Source organism: Xenorhabdus japonica, from assembly GCF_900115195.1.
Taxonomy (GTDB): domain Bacteria; phylum Pseudomonadota; class Gammaproteobacteria; order Enterobacterales; family Enterobacteriaceae; genus Xenorhabdus; species Xenorhabdus japonica.
Genome location: NZ_FOVO01000013.1, coordinates 1 through 17146 on the forward strand (window position 1 = coordinate 1; position 17146 = coordinate 17146).

Sequence of the window (17146 nt, forward strand, 5' to 3'; positions counted from 1 at the left end):
ACACGAGATTACAAAACACCGAATGAGTTATTTAAAGGAATACCCACTCATTTACTTCGTTCATTACGGTGTTGCGCTTAATATGTGAATCCAAGAATACTAGATAATTATCCAGAGACAAAATTTATTATTTCTTCATATAAACAGAATATTCCTTTAGCCGAGGGTTTAAGAGCACGTATAGGGAAAAATAGTGAAGTTGTAATATCTGACTCACTAAATTTTTTTTTAACTTTATTGAACAGCATAACATTGATTATTGTCGGTGATGGTGGGATCTGTCATTTAGCTGCTGCATTACAAAAAAAGCTTATCGCCTTTTACGGTGTAACAATGCCTGAAAATTGGGCTCCACTGGCTACAGAAGATAAATGTATTGTATTTTACGATCCTGATGATGTTAACAATATTGATTTAAATACAGTCTATCCAGCTATATTTTCCTTACTTAAAAATTAAAAAACAATTTATACCTAAGGAGATAATAATCCATAATTACTATAACTTACCAATCGACACTTCAATAAAGAGTAATTTATTTAATAATTTCAAATGAATCCAAATAATATAAATTTTTCTTGAAGAAATATATAATTTGGTAACATAATCTCTTTTTAAAGAGACTCGCTTTTTATTGGAAAGCAGCCTTTTGAGGATAAGGTAATTTTACCTAAGTATATATCTTAAACATCAGATAGTGACATCTGGTATGAGCCAAACGTTAACTTCTCAATCTAAGTTACAGGATAATGCCTGCATTAGCTGTGGTGCTTGCTGCGCCTACTTTCGTGTTTCATTTTATTGGGCTGAAGCTGAGGATGGTGGCGGTACAGTTCCTATATCCATGACAGAAAAATTAAATGATTTCATGCGTTGCATGAAAGGAACAAATGAACCCTATCCCCGATGTATCAATTTATGCGGTGAAATTGGTGAGTCGGTCTCCTGCGCCATCTATGACAAAAGACCCTCTCCTTGTAGAGAATTTCCTCAAGCTTGGGAAAATGACGATTATAATGAAAGTTGTGATCGTGCCAGAGCAGCTTACGACCTTCCTCCTCTGCCAAAACCTCAAACATAACTGATGGTTAATGTTAGTTCCATCACAGACACCTTACTTTTGCATATCTATAGTTAATAAATGTAAATTCCATTACAGCAGAATAAGTTATCGCTGTGCAGTTTATGAACGTTCCTTCATAAAATTATCAGGATGAAAATAATGGCTGCTCATGTCCCTACAGGATATATCCCACAAACTTGCGAATCTTTACCTCACTATCTTGCTGAAAATTTACCAACAACCATTTCACTTGGCGGTTTCCCTGAAACTTGGCAAATTCAAGAAGTGGGTGATGGAAATCTCAACTTAGTATTTATTGTCTCCGGAAAAGAAAAAACGATTGTCGTGAAGCAAGCCCTGCCTTATGTTCGGGCTGCAGGGGAATCATGGCCGCTTTCTCTTGTTCGTTCTCATTTTGAATATTATGCCCTGATAGAAGAAAAGAAAATCGCCAAAGAATATGTTCCTGATGTCTATTTTTATGATGAGAAGATGTCTCTCTTTGCTATGGAGTATTTGTCTCAGCATATCATCCTACGCAAGCGACTTATTGCCGGAGAAAAACTTCCTCACCTCGCGGAAGATATTGGAATTTTCCTTGCGAATACGTTGTTTCATACTTCCGATATTGGAATAACGGGTAAAGAGAAAAAAAATCTCACTGCCTGCTTCGCTAATAATCATGAACTTTGCAAGATCACTGAAGATCTGATTTTCACTGAACCTTATTTCAACGCAGAGAGAAATAACTGGACAGCCCCTCAGCTTGACGACGAAATCTACTCCATCTGGCAAGATCGAGCACTCATTCAAGTGGCCATGCAGTATAAGTATCAGTTCATGACGCAAGCACAAGCCCTGCTACATGGTGATCTCCATTCCGGCTCAATCATGGTGACGCCAAATTCTACCAAGGTAATTGACCCAGAATTCAGTTTCATGGGGCCAATGGCTTTTGATATTGGTAACTACATCGGTAATTTATTGATGGCTTACTTTGCTCAGCCAGCTCTACGAGAAAATAATGCACAATGTGTTGATTATCAAACATGGCTTCTGGAGCAAGCAGAAACAACTTGGTCAGTATTTGAGCGTCATTTTCGTCAATTATGGAATGGGAAAGAGATTGGGGATGCTTATCCTGTTGTGCTTTATCAGCAAGGTACATTTGATGCATCCTTCTTAAAAACAGTACAAGATGACTTTCTATCTACTTTATTTAAAGACACGCTTGCTTATGCTGGTCTGGAAATCAATCGCCGTATTGTTGGATTTTCTGGTGTTGCCGATTTCAAGCAGATTGAAGATCAAAACCAGCGCGCCATCTGTGAAAAGCGGGCGCTGAAATTGGCGCGGGAATTGATAGTCAATCGAGAAAACTATCCCAATTTTTCGCTAATTAAACGTTATATTGCACAGTGTTAAGAAGTTGATATGAAAATTAATGGCATTCATTACTGTTCAGTCTGGCTTGCTGACGATGGTCATACCGTCGAAATTTTCGATCAAACCAAGCTCCCTTTTGAAGTGCAAACTATTCAACTACGCATTATACAGGATGCAGAGACAGCCATAAAAGAAATGTGGGTGTGGGGAGCACCTTTGATTGGTTCTGTTGCCGCATATGGTATGGCTTTGGCAATGCATCAGGAAAGTAGCGATGAGAATCTACGGCAATCTTACGATATTTTGGTTAAAACCCGCCCTACAGCAATCAATTTAAAATGGGCATTGGATCGGTCATATTGAATATTGGAAAATATAGAACATTCGTTACGTGTAGAAACCGCATACCGTATCGCCAATGAAATTGCAGATGAAGATGTAGAACTCTGTCGCAAAATTGGTGAGCACGGCTTAAAAATAATCCAAAGTATGGCAAAGACCAAATCAACAGGTGAAGCAGTCAATATCCTGACTCATTGCAATGCTGGCTGGCTCGCAACGGTAGACTGGGGAACTGCGCTGGCTCCTATTTATATGGCGCATGATGCAGGAATCAAAGTCCATGTCTGGGTTGATGAAACCCGCCCACGTAACCAAGGAGGATTAACCGCTTTCGAATTAGGTTCACATGGCATACCACATACTTTGATCGCTGATAATGCCGGAGGGCATTTGATGCAACATGGTAAAGTGGATCTCTGTATTGTCGGTACAGACCGGACAACCGCCCGGGGTGATATATGCAATAAAATCGGTACGTACCTCAAAGCATTGGCAGCCAAAGCCAATCAGGTACCTTTTTATGTTGCCCTGCCATCCCCTACGCTAGATTTTACTGTCTGGGACGGCGTAAAAGAAATTCCTATTGAACAGCGTTCAGGCGAAGAGCAATCCCATGTATATGGCATTACACCTGAAGGTACGCGAAGTTGGGTCAATACAGCACCACAGGGAACATCTTGTGGGAATTATGCCTTTGATGTTACACCTGCTGAACTTATCACCGGACTGATCACTGAACGTGGAATTTGCGATGCCAGTGCGGAAGGATTACGGGTTCTTTTCCCTGATTTATATGGAAAACCGTAATTATTATTCAAGGTAACAATGATGAATAGAGAACAAATCGCCCAAGAGATTATTGAAACTTGCCTCAAAATGAACACGCTCGGATTGAATCAAGGAACATCGGGTAATATTAGTGCCCGCTATCAAGACGGTTTTTTGATTACCCCCAGTGGGGTACCTTATGAAAAGCTAACATCCGAACAAATCGTCTATGTCAGTAATCAAGGCGAGTATGCAGCCAATAAAGTGCCTTCAAGCGAATGGCATTTTCATCTCTCTTGCTATCAAGCACGTTCTGATCTTAATGCCGTTGTACATAACCATGCTGTTAATGCAACAGCAGTTTCCATTCTCAATCATGCTATACCTGCCATTCACTACATGATTGCTGTTACAGGAACCGATCACGTTCCCTGCATTCCTTATTCCACTTTCGGAACAGCTGAATTAGCTGACAGTGTGAAAAAAGGGATCTCGTACAGTAAAGCACTACTGATGCAGCATCATGGAATGATTGCAATGGAAGTTAATCTGGAAAAAGCACTGTGGTTAGCAAATGAGATTGAAATATTGGCACAACTTTATTTAAAAGTGCTTCCAATTATGGAAACGGTTCCAATACTTCCTCCGGCAGAAATGTAACGGGTTCTGGAAAAATTCAAAAATTATGGATTAAAGATAAAATAGCCGCAAATCACATCCAGAGGCGTATTATCTTACAATTTTGATGGAGTATGGTTTTAGAGGAAGAAAATGCTATATAAGAAATTCTGAGATGAAGTGGTGGGCGATACCAGATTCGAACTGATGACCCCCTCCTTGTAAGGGAGATGCTCTACCAACTGAGCTAATCGCCCACTTCATATCTTCATACCTAGATGGTGGGTCGTGCAGGATTCGAACCTGCGACCAATTGATTAAAAGTCAACTGCTCTACCGACTGAGCTAACGACCCGATTAGGTAATTCTGATTTTTATATCTAAATGGTGGGTCGTGCAGGATTCGAACCTGCGACCAATTGATTAAAAGTCAACTGCTCTACCGACTGAGCTAACGACCCAATTAGATAATTTTGATTTTGATATTTGAATGGTGGGTCGTGCAGGATTCGAACCTGCGACCAATTGATTAAAAGTCAACTGCTCTACCGACTGAGCTAACGACCCATTCTAAATATCAATATGATATTGCTACGAAACAACCAAATGAAGTGGTGGGCGATACCAGATTCGAACTGATGACCCCCTCCTTGTAAGGGAGATGCTCTACCAACTGAGCTAATCGCCCACTTCATGATGACTATAACGACATCAATACCATGATTTATGATTGGTGGGCGATACCAGATTCGAACTGATGACCCCCTCCTTGTAAGGGAGATGCTCTACCAACTGAGCTAATCGCCCAATCATAAAATCATTTTTTATCACTACGAGATATATGGTGGGCGATACCAGATTCGAACTGATGACCCCCTCCTTGTAAGGGAGATGCTCTACCAACTGAGCTAATCGCCCCGTCGTGATGGAGTCGCATTATAGGGATAGTTCGAGGTGAGTCAACGCTTTTTATTACTAAAACAATCATTCGTCGTAAAATTAAACAGAATGAAACATTTATAATCACGCAATGGTATCATTTGGCCAATTTATTTTGGCTTTTCTCAATAACCTATCGTTAACGCCATTGAGGAATTGAAGTGCAGTGATAAAATAACCCCATTATTGTTACTTTGATCATACAAAACGCACTCTAAAAAGAGATAATTAAGGCAATTCCTGATGAGTAAAATTAAAACCCGTTTTGCACCAAGTCCTACTGGCTACCTTCATGTTGGTGGTGCGCGTACTGCTCTTTATTCTTGGTTATACAGTCGCCACAATAAAGGTGAATTTGTTCTTCGTATTGAAGACACCGATCTTGAACGTTCCACTCAAGAAGCCATCGATGCAATTATGGACGGTATGAACTGGTTAAATCTGAATTGGGATGAAGGCCCTTATTATCAGACCAAACGTTTCGACCGTTACAACCAAGTTATTGATGAAATGCTGGAGCAAGGTACAGCTTACCGCTGCTATTGCTCCAAAGAGCGTTTGGAAAAACTGCGTGAAACTCAAATGGCAAATGGTGAAAAACCCCGTTATGACGGACGATGCCTTGATAACGAGTGCCAGCATAATCATAATGAACTGCATCACGATAAACCACATGTTGTGCGTTTCCGTAACCCACAAGAAGGCTCCGTCATTTTTAATGACAGCATCCGTGGCTCGATTGAATTCAGCAATCAAGAGCTGGATGATTTGATCATTCGCCGTACCGACGGCTCACCAACCTATAACTTCTGTGTTGTCATTGATGACTGGGATATGGAAATCACCCACGTTATTCGTGGTGAAGACCATATCAACAATACTCCACGTCAGATCAACATCCTGAAAGCCCTCGGCGCACCGGTTCCAGAATATGCCCACGTTTCTATGATCCTCGGCGACGACGGTAAAAAACTGTCCAAACGCCACGGCGCTGTTAGCGTAATGCAGTATCGTGATGATGGTTATTTACCAGAAGCGCTGTTAAACTATCTGGTTCGTCTGGGTTGGTCACATGGCGATCAGGAAATTTTCAGCGTTGAAGAAATGACTGAATTGTTCAGCCTTGATGCTATCAGCAAATCCGCCAGTGCATTCAACACTGAAAAGCTGCAATGGTTGAACCATCATTACATCAATACCCTGCCGGCAGAAGAAGTTGCTGTGCATTTAGCATGGCATATTGAACAGCAAGGTATTGATACTCGTACTGGCCCAGAGCTGGTTGATTTGATCAAATTGCTGGGTGAACGTTGTAAGACACTGAAAGAAATGGCTGAATCTTGCCATTATTTCTATGAAGAATTTGCTGAGTTTGATGCAGATGCTGCGAAGAAACATCTGCGCCCTGTTGCTCGCCAGCCATTGGAAGTTGCCCGTGCGAAACTGGTAGCGATTACTGAATGGACACCTGAGAATATCCATCACGCCATTCAGGTGACGGCTGATGAACTGGAAGTCGGTATGGGTAAAGTAGGTATGCCATTGCGTGTTGCTGTAACAGGTGCAGGCCAGTCTCCGAGTGTTGATGTAACAATTCATGCTGTTAACCAAACACGTTCATTGTCTCGTATTGATAAGGCTCTGGCTTATATTGCTCAGCGTGAAGTACAATAAATCGTCATTTGTGAATAATGGCTCATAAATAAGCCACACAATTCATATGATATGAATAATAAAGGCACTCAATTTATTGCAGTGCCTTTATTTTTTGCTCTCAAAATTGGTCATTGATGGCTTTTCCAGCGCTTACACAGAGAATATAAATGAATCCATTGACAGAATTCTCTGGGTCTCATATGATTCGCCCCGTTCCACAGGATTTTGATTTGGGGCTATAGCTCAGCTGGGAGAGCGCTTGCATGGCATGCAAGAGGTCAGCGGTTCGATCCCGCTTAGCTCCACCAAATACTAGTATAACCAGTCATTAGTGTTTGGCATTCAAAACCTGAACCACATTTGTGGGGCTATAGCTCAGCTGGGAGAGCGCTTGCATGGCATGCAAGAGGTCAGCGGTTCGATCCCGCTTAGCTCCACCAAAATTCTGAATCCCTGAAGACGCAAATTTTCAGGGATTTTTCTTATATTCTTGCCTCTATGCATGTTTATATCTATGCCTGTATCAACTATTCTTTCAAAGATTGATTTATAATTAATTGTTTCTCATGATTTATTTCTTCTTATGATACAAGTTGGAAACTAAGTTAACATTTTAAAAATTAGGCATAGCCAATGTTTTTAAGAACAACTATAAGGAAATTGTATTATTTACTATTTTATGGCGATGATTTTATTGGCTTATTTATTTTTATTTTGTTATATTTCATTAGATCTACATAAAAAATCACGTCTCTATTTACTACAAAAATAAAGTTATTTTTAGCATTAATCATTTTTTCAGAATTCCTCCAAATCAATTAAAGCTTGAATTTTTCCTCACTGATTTACCCTTATTTTAAAATTTAGGCAGAGTAACTTACAAAAAATCCAATAAGGAAAGCCATGCAAAGAACAACATTATTAAGTGAAGTGAAATATCTATTTTTATTATCAAGTCCAGTTATAATAACTCAACTTGCCAGAACAGCTATGGGCGCAGTTGACGCTATAATGTCAGGTCACTATTCAACGAATGATCTGGCTGCTGTATCTTTGGGAAGCAGCGTTTGGTTTCCTATCTTTGTATTAGGTCACGGCGTTATTATGATGTTATCTGCTGATATAGCAAGGCACAGATCTCATAATGATATCGAAGGAATTAAAGAGAGCATTAATAACTACATTTCTGCCTCATTCATTTTATCGATACCCATTATTATCTTCCTATTAACAGCAGTGCAGGCTTTATCTCTTATTGGTGTTGATGAGGATGTTGTAAATATCACAAAAGGTTATATTACTGCGATGGCATTTGGTGTGCCTAGCGTGATGATATTCAATGTATTTCGTTCTCTACTGCAAGGACTCGAAGACACAAAAGCTGCAATGTATATTTCCTGTTTTGCTTTACTCATTAATATACCAGTCAATTATGCTTTCATATTTGGTAAATTTGGTATGCCAGAAATGGGAGGTATAGGAGCTGGCATAGCAACATCAATTATCAATACGTTTAGCGCCATTTTACTTGTTGGCTATTTCTTGTATAAAAAAGAATATAAAAAATACAAGTTTAAGTTATCAATCAAATTCAATGAAAAATTCAAGCAATTACTTGCAGTCGGTATTCCAAGTGGGATGGCACTCTTTATTGAAATGATTTTCATCGATATCATTGCATTTGGGATTGCTACTCTAGGCCCTGTTTATATTGCGGCTAATAATATCATGCTAATTATATCCTCTATAATGTTTACTGTTAGTGCAGGTTTTTCCGCTGCTGCAACAGTAAAAATCAGTTACTTAAATGCTAAGAGAGATAATCAGTCAATATTAAATTTTGGCATAATGGCATCTGGAGTCGTTTCATTAATAGCCTTTATCTTATGTGCTCTTTTCTATTTATATGCTGATTTTATTATTAGCTTATCTACAAAAGACATTCTTGTGATAAATACAGCGATCGGGATCGTATTATTTTTATGCCTTTTCCATTTTTTTGATGCTGTTCAGGCTATATTATCTGGTATTTTTCGAGGATTACATGAAACAAAAATAGTTTTCTATGCTCCTCTTCTCGGTTATTGGCTTATTGGAATTCCTCTAGGTTTTATCTTAGGGCTGACAGATATTATCACTGAGAGAATGGGGCTGATTGGTTTTTGGTACGGTCTTGTTTTAGGCTTACTTGTCAATGCGATGACACTCTCAATGATATTGAGAGCAAAATTTAAAAAACTGGCAAAATAAACTACATCAAGAGCCTATCTCTGTATCTGCTAAAATTGTAGATAAATTAGGATGGGCTCTTAATTTTTTACGTTATTGTGCTGTATAACCACCATCATGATTTAAAAAACAAATAACTTCAATTAATTACGCAATATATTAATGTTCTTCAAGAAATGGCGGTGGGACTTACGTCACTGATTTGGTGGTAAAGAATAGAAAAGCATGTGTTGTTCTTTATCTATCAGAACCTTATCTATCAGGGCTTCTTCAACGGTTTTACCAGCGAATCCAAGCCTTCAATTTTTATCGCAAGGGTCATTTTCATCAATACACCCAATTTACCCTGAGGGAATTCCTCCTTGCGGGCAAACCAAAGTAAATATTCTTCCGGCAAATCAATCAGCATTCGCCCCTTATATTTACCAAATGGCATAGCGGTGTTGGCTATTTCCAGCAAATTTTCTTTGTTCATAATGTCAGCTCCGTTACCTTGCGATAAAAGATAACTCTATCTCTATATAAAAAAATGGCATCCGCCAAGATGCCACTTTCAATTATTCTTATCAAATCTAACGATGAAAAATTAGATGCTCAAAATCAGACCTGTAATTGCAGCGGACAGGAAACTCACCAGCGTTGAACCAAACAGCAGTTTCAGGCCAAAACGCGCAACAGTATTACCCTGTTTTTCATTCAATCCTTTAATGGCACCTGCAATAATCCCGATGGATGAGACGTTAGCAAAGGAAACCAAAAATACTGACAGAATACCTTTCGAACGCTCACTCAGTTGAGCTGCAATTTCTTGCATGCCCTGCATCGCTACAAACTCGTTGGAAACCAGTTTCGTCGCCATGATGCTGCCTACTTTCAGTGCTTCATCACTTGGAATGCCAATGATCCATGCCAACGGATAGAATACATACCCCAGGCATTCCTGGAAGGTAATGCCAAATATCAAGTGAAAAATTGCGTTGATGCACGCTATCAAAGCAATAAATCCAATCAGCATTGCAGCAACAATTAAAGCAATTTTGAAACCCGCCAGAATATATTCGCCTAGCATTTCAAAAAAGCTTTGTCCCTCGTGGAGGTTGCTCATCTGGATTTCTTCTTCGCTCTCAATAGAGTAAGGGTTGATGAGCGATAAGATGATAAAGGTGCTGAACATATTGAGAACCAGCGCCGCGACCACATATTTTGCATCCAGCATCGTCATGTAAGCACCAACGATAGACATAGATACTGTGGACATGGCTGTTGCCGCCATTGTATACATCCGGCGCTCAGACATTTTGCCCAGAGCGTCTTTGTAAGCAATGAAATTTTCTGATTGACCCAGAACTAATGAGCTAACCGCGTTGAAAGATTCCAGTTTGCCCATGCCGTTTACTTTAGACAACACTGTACCTATCGCACGAATAATAATTGGCAATATATTGAAGTGCTGCAAAATACCAATCAAAGCAGAAATGAAGATAATTGGACACAATACATTCAGGAAGAAAAAGGCCAAATTCGCTTCTATCATGCCACCGAAAATAAATTTGGTGCCTTCTGCCGCATAAGACAATAGATGGACAAATAAATTGTCAAATCCTTTAACTATCCCCAAACCCGCGTTAGAGTTCAGGAAGAACCATGCCAGAAAAAGTTCAATTATAATCAACTGAATAATATAACGAACCCTAATATGCTTCCGGTTGTTACTCGCCAAAATCGCCAAGCCCCCAATTACGATCAATGCGAGGAAAAAATGAAAAATATGAGACATAATAAAAAGCTCCAAACATCATGTTGTGCAAATTTATAACTGTATTTTATGGAATGCATAATAGAAAATTTTGATTATTATCACATTTATTTACTGTTCAAATGGTTGCAAATTTCTATTTAACCAGCCCAATCACACTTTGATAATCATACCCTTAAGTGAAACGCACATTATTCCCCCAATAAACGGAGCATTTCCTCTTCATCAATAACAGCAATTCCCAACTCATTGGCTTTAGCTAACTTGGAGCCCGCTGCTTCACCGGCAATAACCAGATCTGTTTTTTTAGACACGCTTCCGGTGACTTTGGCACCCAAAGCTGTCAGTTTATCTTTGGCTTCATCTCGGGACAGGCGGCTTAATGACCCCGTCAAAACTACTATCTTGCCGGTAAATAGGCTGTTGACCTCATCCAAACCTGGACTTGCTACCGATTCCCAGTGAATACCAATATTGTCAACCAAATCATCAATCACTACCTGATTATGCGGCTCACTAAAGAAATTCACGACATGACTGGCAACAACGCCTCCCACATCCTGCACCGCAATCAGAGCCTCAATATCTGCTGCACGCAATTTTTCCAATGTACCAAAATGAGAAACCAGATTGGCGGCTGTCGCTTCGCCGACTTCACGAATGCCCAAAGAGTAAATAAAACGGGCGAAGGTGGTTTTCTTAGATTTATCCAAGGCAGTAATGACATTTTGTGCAGATTTAGGCCCCATTCGTTCAAGACCCGTTAATTTTCCGGCAGTCAGACGGAAAAGATCAGCCGGTGTTTTGACATACTCTTTATCCACAAGCTGCTCAATAATTTTTTCGCCCATGCCATCAACATCCATGGCACGACGGGAAACAAAATGTTTCAGCGCTTCTTTGCGCTGTGCTCCACAAAATAAGCCTCCTGTACAGCGAGCAACGGCTTCTCCTTCGACACGTCCTATATCTGAACCACAAACCGGACAATGTTCAGGGAAAATCACCTCCTGAGTTTCTGCTGGCCTGCTTTCATAAACAACACCCACCACCTGTGGAATAACATCTCCAGCACGGCGAATAACCACAGTATCACCAATGCGCAGCCCCAAACGTTCAATTTCATCTGCGTTGTGCAGTGTGGCATTACTTACTGTCACTCCGGCCACCAATACAGGCTCTAAACGAGCAACCGGAGTAATGGCACCAGTACGTCCTACCTGAAACTCAACATCACGGACGATAGTCATCTGTTCTTGAGCCGGAAATTTGAAAGCTGTCGACCAACGTGGTGCTCTGGCAACAAAACCCAGTCTTTCTTGTAATTCGAGGGAGTCGACTTTGATTACAACCCCATCAATATCAAAGCCCAGCGTCGAACGTTGCTGTTCAATGTCATGGTAAAAATCCATCACCTGCTGAGTACCCTGACATAACTTCATTTTGTCACTGACAGGCAACCCCCACTGCTTGAATTGCATCAGACGTTCGTAGTGACTTGCCGATAACTCTCCTCCCTCCAGAACACCGACACCATAGCAATAGAAAGTCAGTGGGCGTTTGGCAGTAATGCGAGGGTCAAGTTGACGTAATGATCCGGCAGCCGCATTGCGGGGATTAGCGAATACTTTATTTCCTGTACGGCGCGCTTCTTCGTTGAGTTTTTCAAATCCGCCTTGTTTTATGAAAACTTCACCACGAATTTCAACGCGGACAGGAATATTGTCTCCTTTCAAGCGCAAGGGAATGGCGCAAATGGTACGGACATTGGCGGTAATATTTTCCCCCGTTGTCCCATCGCCTCGGGTTGCAGCCTGTACCAACTCCCCATTTTCATACAGCAAACTGACCGCCAAGCCATCAAGTTTTAGTTCGCAACAAAATACCAAATCCTGACTGTCTTTCAGACGGTCACGAACACGCTTGTCAAAGGCAAGATAACTTTCTTCATCAAACACGTTATCCAGAGACAACATCGGGATCACATGGCGTACCTGCTCAAACGTCGTTAATGGTGCTGCACCCACGCGTTGGGTAGGGGAATCAGTGGTAATCAGCACTGGATGTTGCTCTTCCAGTGCTTTTAATTCCCGCATCAAACGATCATATTCTGCATCAGGGATCTCTGGCGCATCCATAACATGATACAAATATTCATGATGACGTAGTGTTGTTCTTAATTCGTTGATTTTTTGAATAATATTTTCCATGACTTCTCACCAGAGATGAAAAACCCCCGACTAGCGGGGGCTGATACTAAAAAGAGGGGTTATTCACCGACGTTGAGCGTATTGCGGATACGCGCTTTATAGAGTTCAATCATCTGTGGTGTAAGCATTTTGCGTTCACCATCCAGAACTACGCCTCCTACATCAGCAGCGATTCGCTGGGCGGCCTGCAACATCAGTTTAAAATTCTGATTGGAATCACCATATGAAGGCACAAGCATAAACATGGAGATCCCTGGAGTAGTGAAATCTGTCATTTGGTCTGGATCAAATGAGCCAGGTTTTACCATGTTAGCTAAACTGAACAACACAGCGCCGCTACCTGATGGATTCAAGTAACGATGGAAGATATTCATGTCACCAAACCGGAAGCCTGCCTGCAAAATGCTTTGCAACAAGACTTCACCATTCAGTTCCTGCCCATGATGAGCGGCAACATGCAATACCAACACTGTTTCTTTCTGGCTATGCTCAGATTCAGAAAGCACCTTACTTTCTTCTGTACTTTCTTCTGTTTTTAACTGCTCTGTCACAGCTTTAGAGCCTGACTCCGCTATCCCGGCTTCTTTTAATTCAGCGGATTCAACCAGATCGAACAACCCAAGCTGCGGTTCTTCCTGTTGATCATCGACACCCTTCCCTTTGGTTGCGGCTACATCAGATTGATGCCTTGCAAGTAAAGGATCCAAACCATCATCAGGCGTTACTGATGACGATTCAGGCGCACGACGTTTGATAACTGGCTCAGCACGCTGTTCAGTAAGCGGTTTTGCCGATTCCTGAACATTCGATTTTGGCATATTATCAAACAGTTCATCGCCATCATTACCCCCTGACTCCTCCTGACGCCCCTGTTTATGACGTTTAACTGGGCGATCACGAAAGAGTGATGAACGCTCTTTACGGCTGGTCCACAACCCATGTAATAGCAAAGCTATTATGGCTATCGCACCAACAACGATTAATATCAGACGCAAATCCTGCATCATTGCTATCTCTGTTGTTTAAATTAATTGCCACCACGGCGGAATATTCTTTAGATAAGAGTATTTGCCAAATAAGACAAGTGCAAGTCTCTACCTACTTTTCTTACCATAAAGTGATATTTCCTCTGTTTTTTCGGATGTTTTTTACCCACAAAACTACTGGTCAGTAGAAAATCCTGCCTATATCATACCGTCTCAATCATCTAGGAGAGAATAAGAAAATATGACGAATTCGACAAAGTTGCCAAAACATCCGAATGGATTCCATTATATTGTGCAAGGTTGGCAACTGATAACCCGCCCTGGCATTAAGCGATTCGTTTTATTACCGTTATTGGCCAATATCTTATTGCTAGGTGGTTCATTTTGGTGGCTATATCATAAACTGGATGGCTGGATACAATGGACTCTCGATAAAATACCAGATTGGATGCAATGGTTAAGCTATTTAATTTGGCCACTTGCGCTTATCTCCATTTTATTGGTTTTTACCTATTTTTTCAGCACACTTGCTAATTTTATCGCTTCACCATTTAATGGATTGCTGGCAGAAAAACTGGAAGCCGATCTAACAGGCACTCCAGCACCAGATGCTGGCGTTATGGACTTACTCAAAGATACTCCCCGTATTTTTAAACGTGAAGTAGTAAAAATTCTTTACTATATTCCTCGTGCATTTGTCCTATTGCTACTTTATTTCATTCCGGTAATAGGCCAAACCATCGCCCCTATCCTTTGGTTTATTTTCAGTGCCTGGATGCTGGCGATCCAATACTGTGATTATCCGTTTGATAACCATAAAGTCAGTTTCACCACCATGCGCAATAGCTTGCGCCAAGACAAAATAGATAACCTTCAATTCGGCGCGACAGTAAGTGTACTGACCATGATCCCTATTGTGAATCTGTTCATTATGCCCGTTGCTGTTTGCGGAGCGACAGCGATGTGGGTTGATCGCTACCGTGCTCAGCATGCCCTGGATCACAGCTCATCAAGCTAATTTAGTTTTTGTTGACTGCTTTCGCCAACGACAACAAAGCCCTTGATAAGCATAAATATATCAGGGGCTGTACCTAAAAAGTTACACTAATCTTAAATAATCAAAATAATATAAAATAGCTATCAAATATTCTTTTATAGAATAAGAATAGATTGAAACCTTATTTCCATAAATAAGATGTTAGCGTATGGTTAATCAGTATTTACGGTATTTTAGGGGCTATCGAACAATGAGCAAAATTTATGAAGATAATTCGTTGACTATTGGTCACACTCCGCTAGTGCGTTTAAAGAATTTCGCAAATGGTCGCATCTTGGCAAAAATAGAATCTCGTAACCCCAGCTTCAGTGTAAAATGCCGCATTGGTGCCAATATGATTTGGGATGCTGAAAAACGAGGCATCCTGACCCAAGATAAAGAACTTATTGAGCCAACTAGTGGCAATACAGGGATTGCGCTGGCCTATGTTGCTGCTGCCCGTGGTTATAAGCTGACATTAACCATGCCTGAAACGATGAGCCTTGAGCGTCGTAAGTTACTGAAAGCACTGGGCGCAAATTTAGTGCTGACCGAAGGCGCGAAAGGCATGAAAGGTGCTATTGATAAAGCTAACGAAATTCGGGATAGCAATCCTGACCGTTTTATCCTCCTGCAACAATTCAGCAATCCAGCCAATCCAGAAATTCATGAAAAAACTACTGGCCCTGAAATTTGGGAAGATACTGATGGTAATGTAGATGTTTTCGTTGCTGGTGTAGGAACTGGCGGTACAATCACTGGTGTTGCCCGTTACTTGAAAAATACACGTGGTAAACAAGTGACTATTGTCGCGGTAGAACCAGAAGATTCACCTGTTATCAGTCAAAAATTGGCAGGTGAAGAACTGAAACCAGGCCCACATAAAATTCAGGGAATCGGCGCTGGGTTCATTCCTGATAACTTAGATTTAACATTAGTTGACCGTGTATTTAAAATCAGCAATGAAGAAGCGATTCAAATAGCACGAAAAGTTACTGAAAAAGAAGGAATTCTTTCTGGCATTTCTTCAGGTGCTGCTGTTGCGGCTGCCATCAAAATATCCCAAGAGGATGAATACAAGGACAAAAATATCGTAGTAATTCTACCTTCTTCGGCCGAACGTTATCTGAGTACAGTGTTATTTACTGATCTACATAATGATTGAAAGTTGCTCTATAGGATTTTCACTACATTGACAAAAAAGCACTTCAAGGGTGCTTTTTTGTGCATCAGATCAAAGTTTAAAACTTTCCTAGATGATTTATTCAAGTAGCTTTAGTATTTAACCAGTAATTATTTTGATGCACGAAATTAATCGCCAAGCAGGCAGTAGAAAGGTTATTCAATTCAACCATTACTCAGATAGTGTGTATTAACACCAAATCAACAATTGAATGCATCAAATATGTTAATTTTTGGATAATGATTATTACAGGCCCAATAAATTTCGAGTGACAGTTAACAAAACAATAACTTGAGAGTCGAAGGGAATACGCTTTATATCATTATCATTTTAATAGTTGTACAAGTCGAAGCGAATTCAACTATCCCCAATGGATTTCGAGTTACAGCGCGACGGCAAGGAAACGAATCCCCGAGAGCATAGCTAATAACTATGTGGTTGTTAACTATGTGGTCGTTAACTATGTGGTCGTTAACTATGTAGCCGGGATGAGTGAGCATAGCCAGCAAAGCTCGATTTGAAAGACAAAGGGTATACACTAATTTTAGAATTCTCTTAGCTTATCAACGAACATTTAAGTTATTGAGGAAATACTATGTTCCAGCAAGAAGTTACCATTACTGCACCAAATGGCCTCCACACTCGCCCTGCGGCACAATTTGTCAAAGAAGCAAAAGGCTTTTCTTCCGACATCACACTAACTTCTGGAGGCAAGTCTGCTAGCGCAAAAAGCCTGTTTAAACTGCAAACGCTGGGATTGACTCAAGGTACAGTCGTAACGATTACTGCTGAAGGCGAAGATGAGCAACAGGCTGTTGAGCATTTAGTTAAATTGATGGGCGAATTGGAATAATCGTCCGCTCGATCAAGCCAGTCTATTCATTCAGTTCATCCCCGGGGTTTATTAATCCGGGGGATATTCAGAGGGTTCTCTCTGAAGGCTTAATGAAAGGTAATTATCCGCAGTAAGGTCA

Annotated in this window: 15 protein-coding genes and 9 tRNA genes; 13 read left to right on the forward strand and 11 right to left on the reverse strand. The window is 40.6% G+C overall.

Annotated elements, in window-relative coordinates; all coding sequences use genetic code 11:
• Positions 1 to 84 precede the first annotated feature (84 nt).
• The 6 genes from BM135_RS06850 (at position 85) to BM135_RS06870 (ending at position 4219) form a co-directional block, all read left to right on the forward strand.
• Complete coding sequence (locus BM135_RS06850; protein WP_092519045.1) at positions 85 to 459, forward strand: glycosyltransferase family 9 protein; 375 nt, start codon at positions 85 to 87, stop codon at positions 457 to 459.
• A gap of 250 nt (positions 460 to 709) precedes the next feature.
• Positions 710 to 1081: a YkgJ family cysteine cluster protein gene (locus BM135_RS06855; protein ID WP_092519046.1), complete on the forward strand. Its 372-nt coding sequence runs from the start codon at positions 710 to 712 to the stop codon at positions 1079 to 1081.
• Positions 1082 to 1222: 141 nt separating this feature from the next.
• Complete coding sequence (mtnK, locus tag BM135_RS06860) at positions 1223 to 2488, forward strand: S-methyl-5-thioribose kinase (protein WP_092519047.1); 1266 nt, start codon at positions 1223 to 1225, stop codon at positions 2486 to 2488.
• A gap of 9 nt (positions 2489 to 2497) precedes the next feature.
• Positions 2498 to 2812 (forward strand): translation initiation factor eIF-2B alpha/beta/delta subunit family protein, encoded by a 315-nt coding sequence (locus BM135_RS17320; RefSeq protein ID WP_245737313.1) that lies wholly within the window; start codon positions 2498 to 2500, stop codon positions 2810 to 2812.
• Between the two features lie 3 nt (positions 2813 to 2815).
• Positions 2816 to 3598, forward strand: coding sequence for an S-methyl-5-thioribose-1-phosphate isomerase (gene mtnA, locus BM135_RS06865; protein WP_245737314.1), 783 nt, complete (start codon positions 2816 to 2818; stop codon positions 3596 to 3598).
• 21 nt (positions 3599 to 3619) lie between these two features.
• Positions 3620 to 4219, forward strand: coding sequence for an L-fuculose-phosphate aldolase (locus BM135_RS06870; RefSeq protein ID WP_092519048.1), 600 nt, complete (start codon positions 3620 to 3622; stop codon positions 4217 to 4219).
• 139 nt (positions 4220 to 4358) lie between these two features.
• Here BM135_RS06870 and BM135_RS06875 read toward each other — a convergent pair.
• The 7 genes from BM135_RS06875 to BM135_RS06905 all read right to left on the reverse strand — a co-directional run bounded on the left by BM135_RS06875 (position 4359) and on the right by BM135_RS06905 (position 5095).
• A tRNA-Val gene (locus BM135_RS06875) sits at positions 4359 to 4434 on the reverse strand.
• Positions 4435 to 4456: 22 nt separating this feature from the next.
• Positions 4457 to 4532 (reverse strand) — tRNA-Lys (locus tag BM135_RS06880).
• 30 nt (positions 4533 to 4562) lie between these two features.
• Positions 4563 to 4638: transfer RNA gene (locus BM135_RS06885), tRNA-Lys, on the reverse strand.
• 30 nt (positions 4639 to 4668) lie between these two features.
• A tRNA-Lys gene (locus BM135_RS06890) sits at positions 4669 to 4744 on the reverse strand.
• A 45-nt stretch (positions 4745 to 4789) separates the two neighbouring features.
• A tRNA-Val gene (locus tag BM135_RS06895) sits at positions 4790 to 4865 on the reverse strand.
• A gap of 43 nt (positions 4866 to 4908) precedes the next feature.
• A tRNA-Val gene (locus BM135_RS06900) sits at positions 4909 to 4984 on the reverse strand.
• Positions 4985 to 5019: 35 nt separating this feature from the next.
• Positions 5020 to 5095, reverse strand: a tRNA-Val gene (locus tag BM135_RS06905).
• 264 nt (positions 5096 to 5359) lie between these two features.
• Here BM135_RS06905 and gltX point away from each other — a divergent pair.
• From gltX to BM135_RS06925, 4 genes are all read left to right on the forward strand, one after another.
• A complete protein-coding gene (gltX, locus tag BM135_RS06910; RefSeq protein WP_092519049.1) occupies positions 5360 to 6790 on the forward strand; it encodes a glutamate--tRNA ligase in 1431 nt (476 codons plus the stop codon).
• Between the two features lie 214 nt (positions 6791 to 7004).
• Positions 7005 to 7080 (forward strand) — tRNA-Ala (locus tag BM135_RS06915).
• Between the two features lie 56 nt (positions 7081 to 7136).
• Positions 7137 to 7212: transfer RNA gene (locus tag BM135_RS06920), tRNA-Ala, on the forward strand.
• A 463-nt stretch (positions 7213 to 7675) separates the two neighbouring features.
• Positions 7676 to 9022 (forward strand): MATE family efflux transporter, encoded by a 1347-nt coding sequence (locus BM135_RS06925; protein ID WP_092519050.1) that lies wholly within the window; start codon positions 7676 to 7678, stop codon positions 9020 to 9022.
• A gap of 238 nt (positions 9023 to 9260) precedes the next feature.
• Here the strand turns inward: BM135_RS06925 and BM135_RS06930 are convergent, their stop codons facing one another.
• From BM135_RS06930 to zipA, 4 genes are all read right to left on the reverse strand, one after another.
• Positions 9261 to 9476: a DUF3820 family protein gene (locus tag BM135_RS06930; RefSeq protein ID WP_092519051.1), complete on the reverse strand. Its 216-nt coding sequence runs from the start codon at positions 9474 to 9476 to the stop codon at positions 9261 to 9263.
• A 111-nt stretch (positions 9477 to 9587) separates the two neighbouring features.
• Complete coding sequence (locus tag BM135_RS06935; RefSeq protein ID WP_092519052.1) at positions 9588 to 10778, reverse strand: NupC/NupG family nucleoside CNT transporter; 1191 nt, start codon at positions 10776 to 10778, stop codon at positions 9588 to 9590.
• 170 nt (positions 10779 to 10948) lie between these two features.
• A complete protein-coding gene (gene ligA / locus BM135_RS06940; RefSeq protein WP_092519053.1) occupies positions 10949 to 12967 on the reverse strand; it encodes an NAD-dependent DNA ligase LigA in 2019 nt (672 codons plus the stop codon).
• A 59-nt stretch (positions 12968 to 13026) separates the two neighbouring features.
• On the reverse strand, positions 13027 to 13974 hold the full coding sequence (gene zipA / locus BM135_RS06945) for a cell division protein ZipA (protein ID WP_175486003.1): 948 nt from the start codon (positions 13972 to 13974) through the stop codon (positions 13027 to 13029).
• A gap of 220 nt (positions 13975 to 14194) precedes the next feature.
• Between zipA and cysZ the strand changes: the two genes are divergently transcribed.
• From cysZ to ptsH, 3 genes are all read left to right on the forward strand, one after another.
• Positions 14195 to 14971 carry a sulfate transporter CysZ gene (cysZ, locus tag BM135_RS06950; RefSeq protein WP_092519054.1) on the forward strand — a complete coding sequence of 259 codons (777 nt, stop codon included), beginning with the start codon at positions 14195 to 14197 and terminating at the stop codon, positions 14969 to 14971.
• A gap of 229 nt (positions 14972 to 15200) precedes the next feature.
• On the forward strand, positions 15201 to 16154 hold the full coding sequence (gene cysK / locus BM135_RS06955) for a cysteine synthase A (RefSeq protein WP_092519055.1): 954 nt from the start codon (positions 15201 to 15203) through the stop codon (positions 16152 to 16154).
• A 613-nt stretch (positions 16155 to 16767) separates the two neighbouring features.
• Positions 16768 to 17025, forward strand: a complete 258-nt coding sequence (gene ptsH / locus BM135_RS06960) for a phosphocarrier protein Hpr (RefSeq protein ID WP_092519056.1) — start codon at positions 16768 to 16770, stop codon at positions 17023 to 17025.
• Positions 17026 to 17146: the final 121 nt, after the last annotated feature.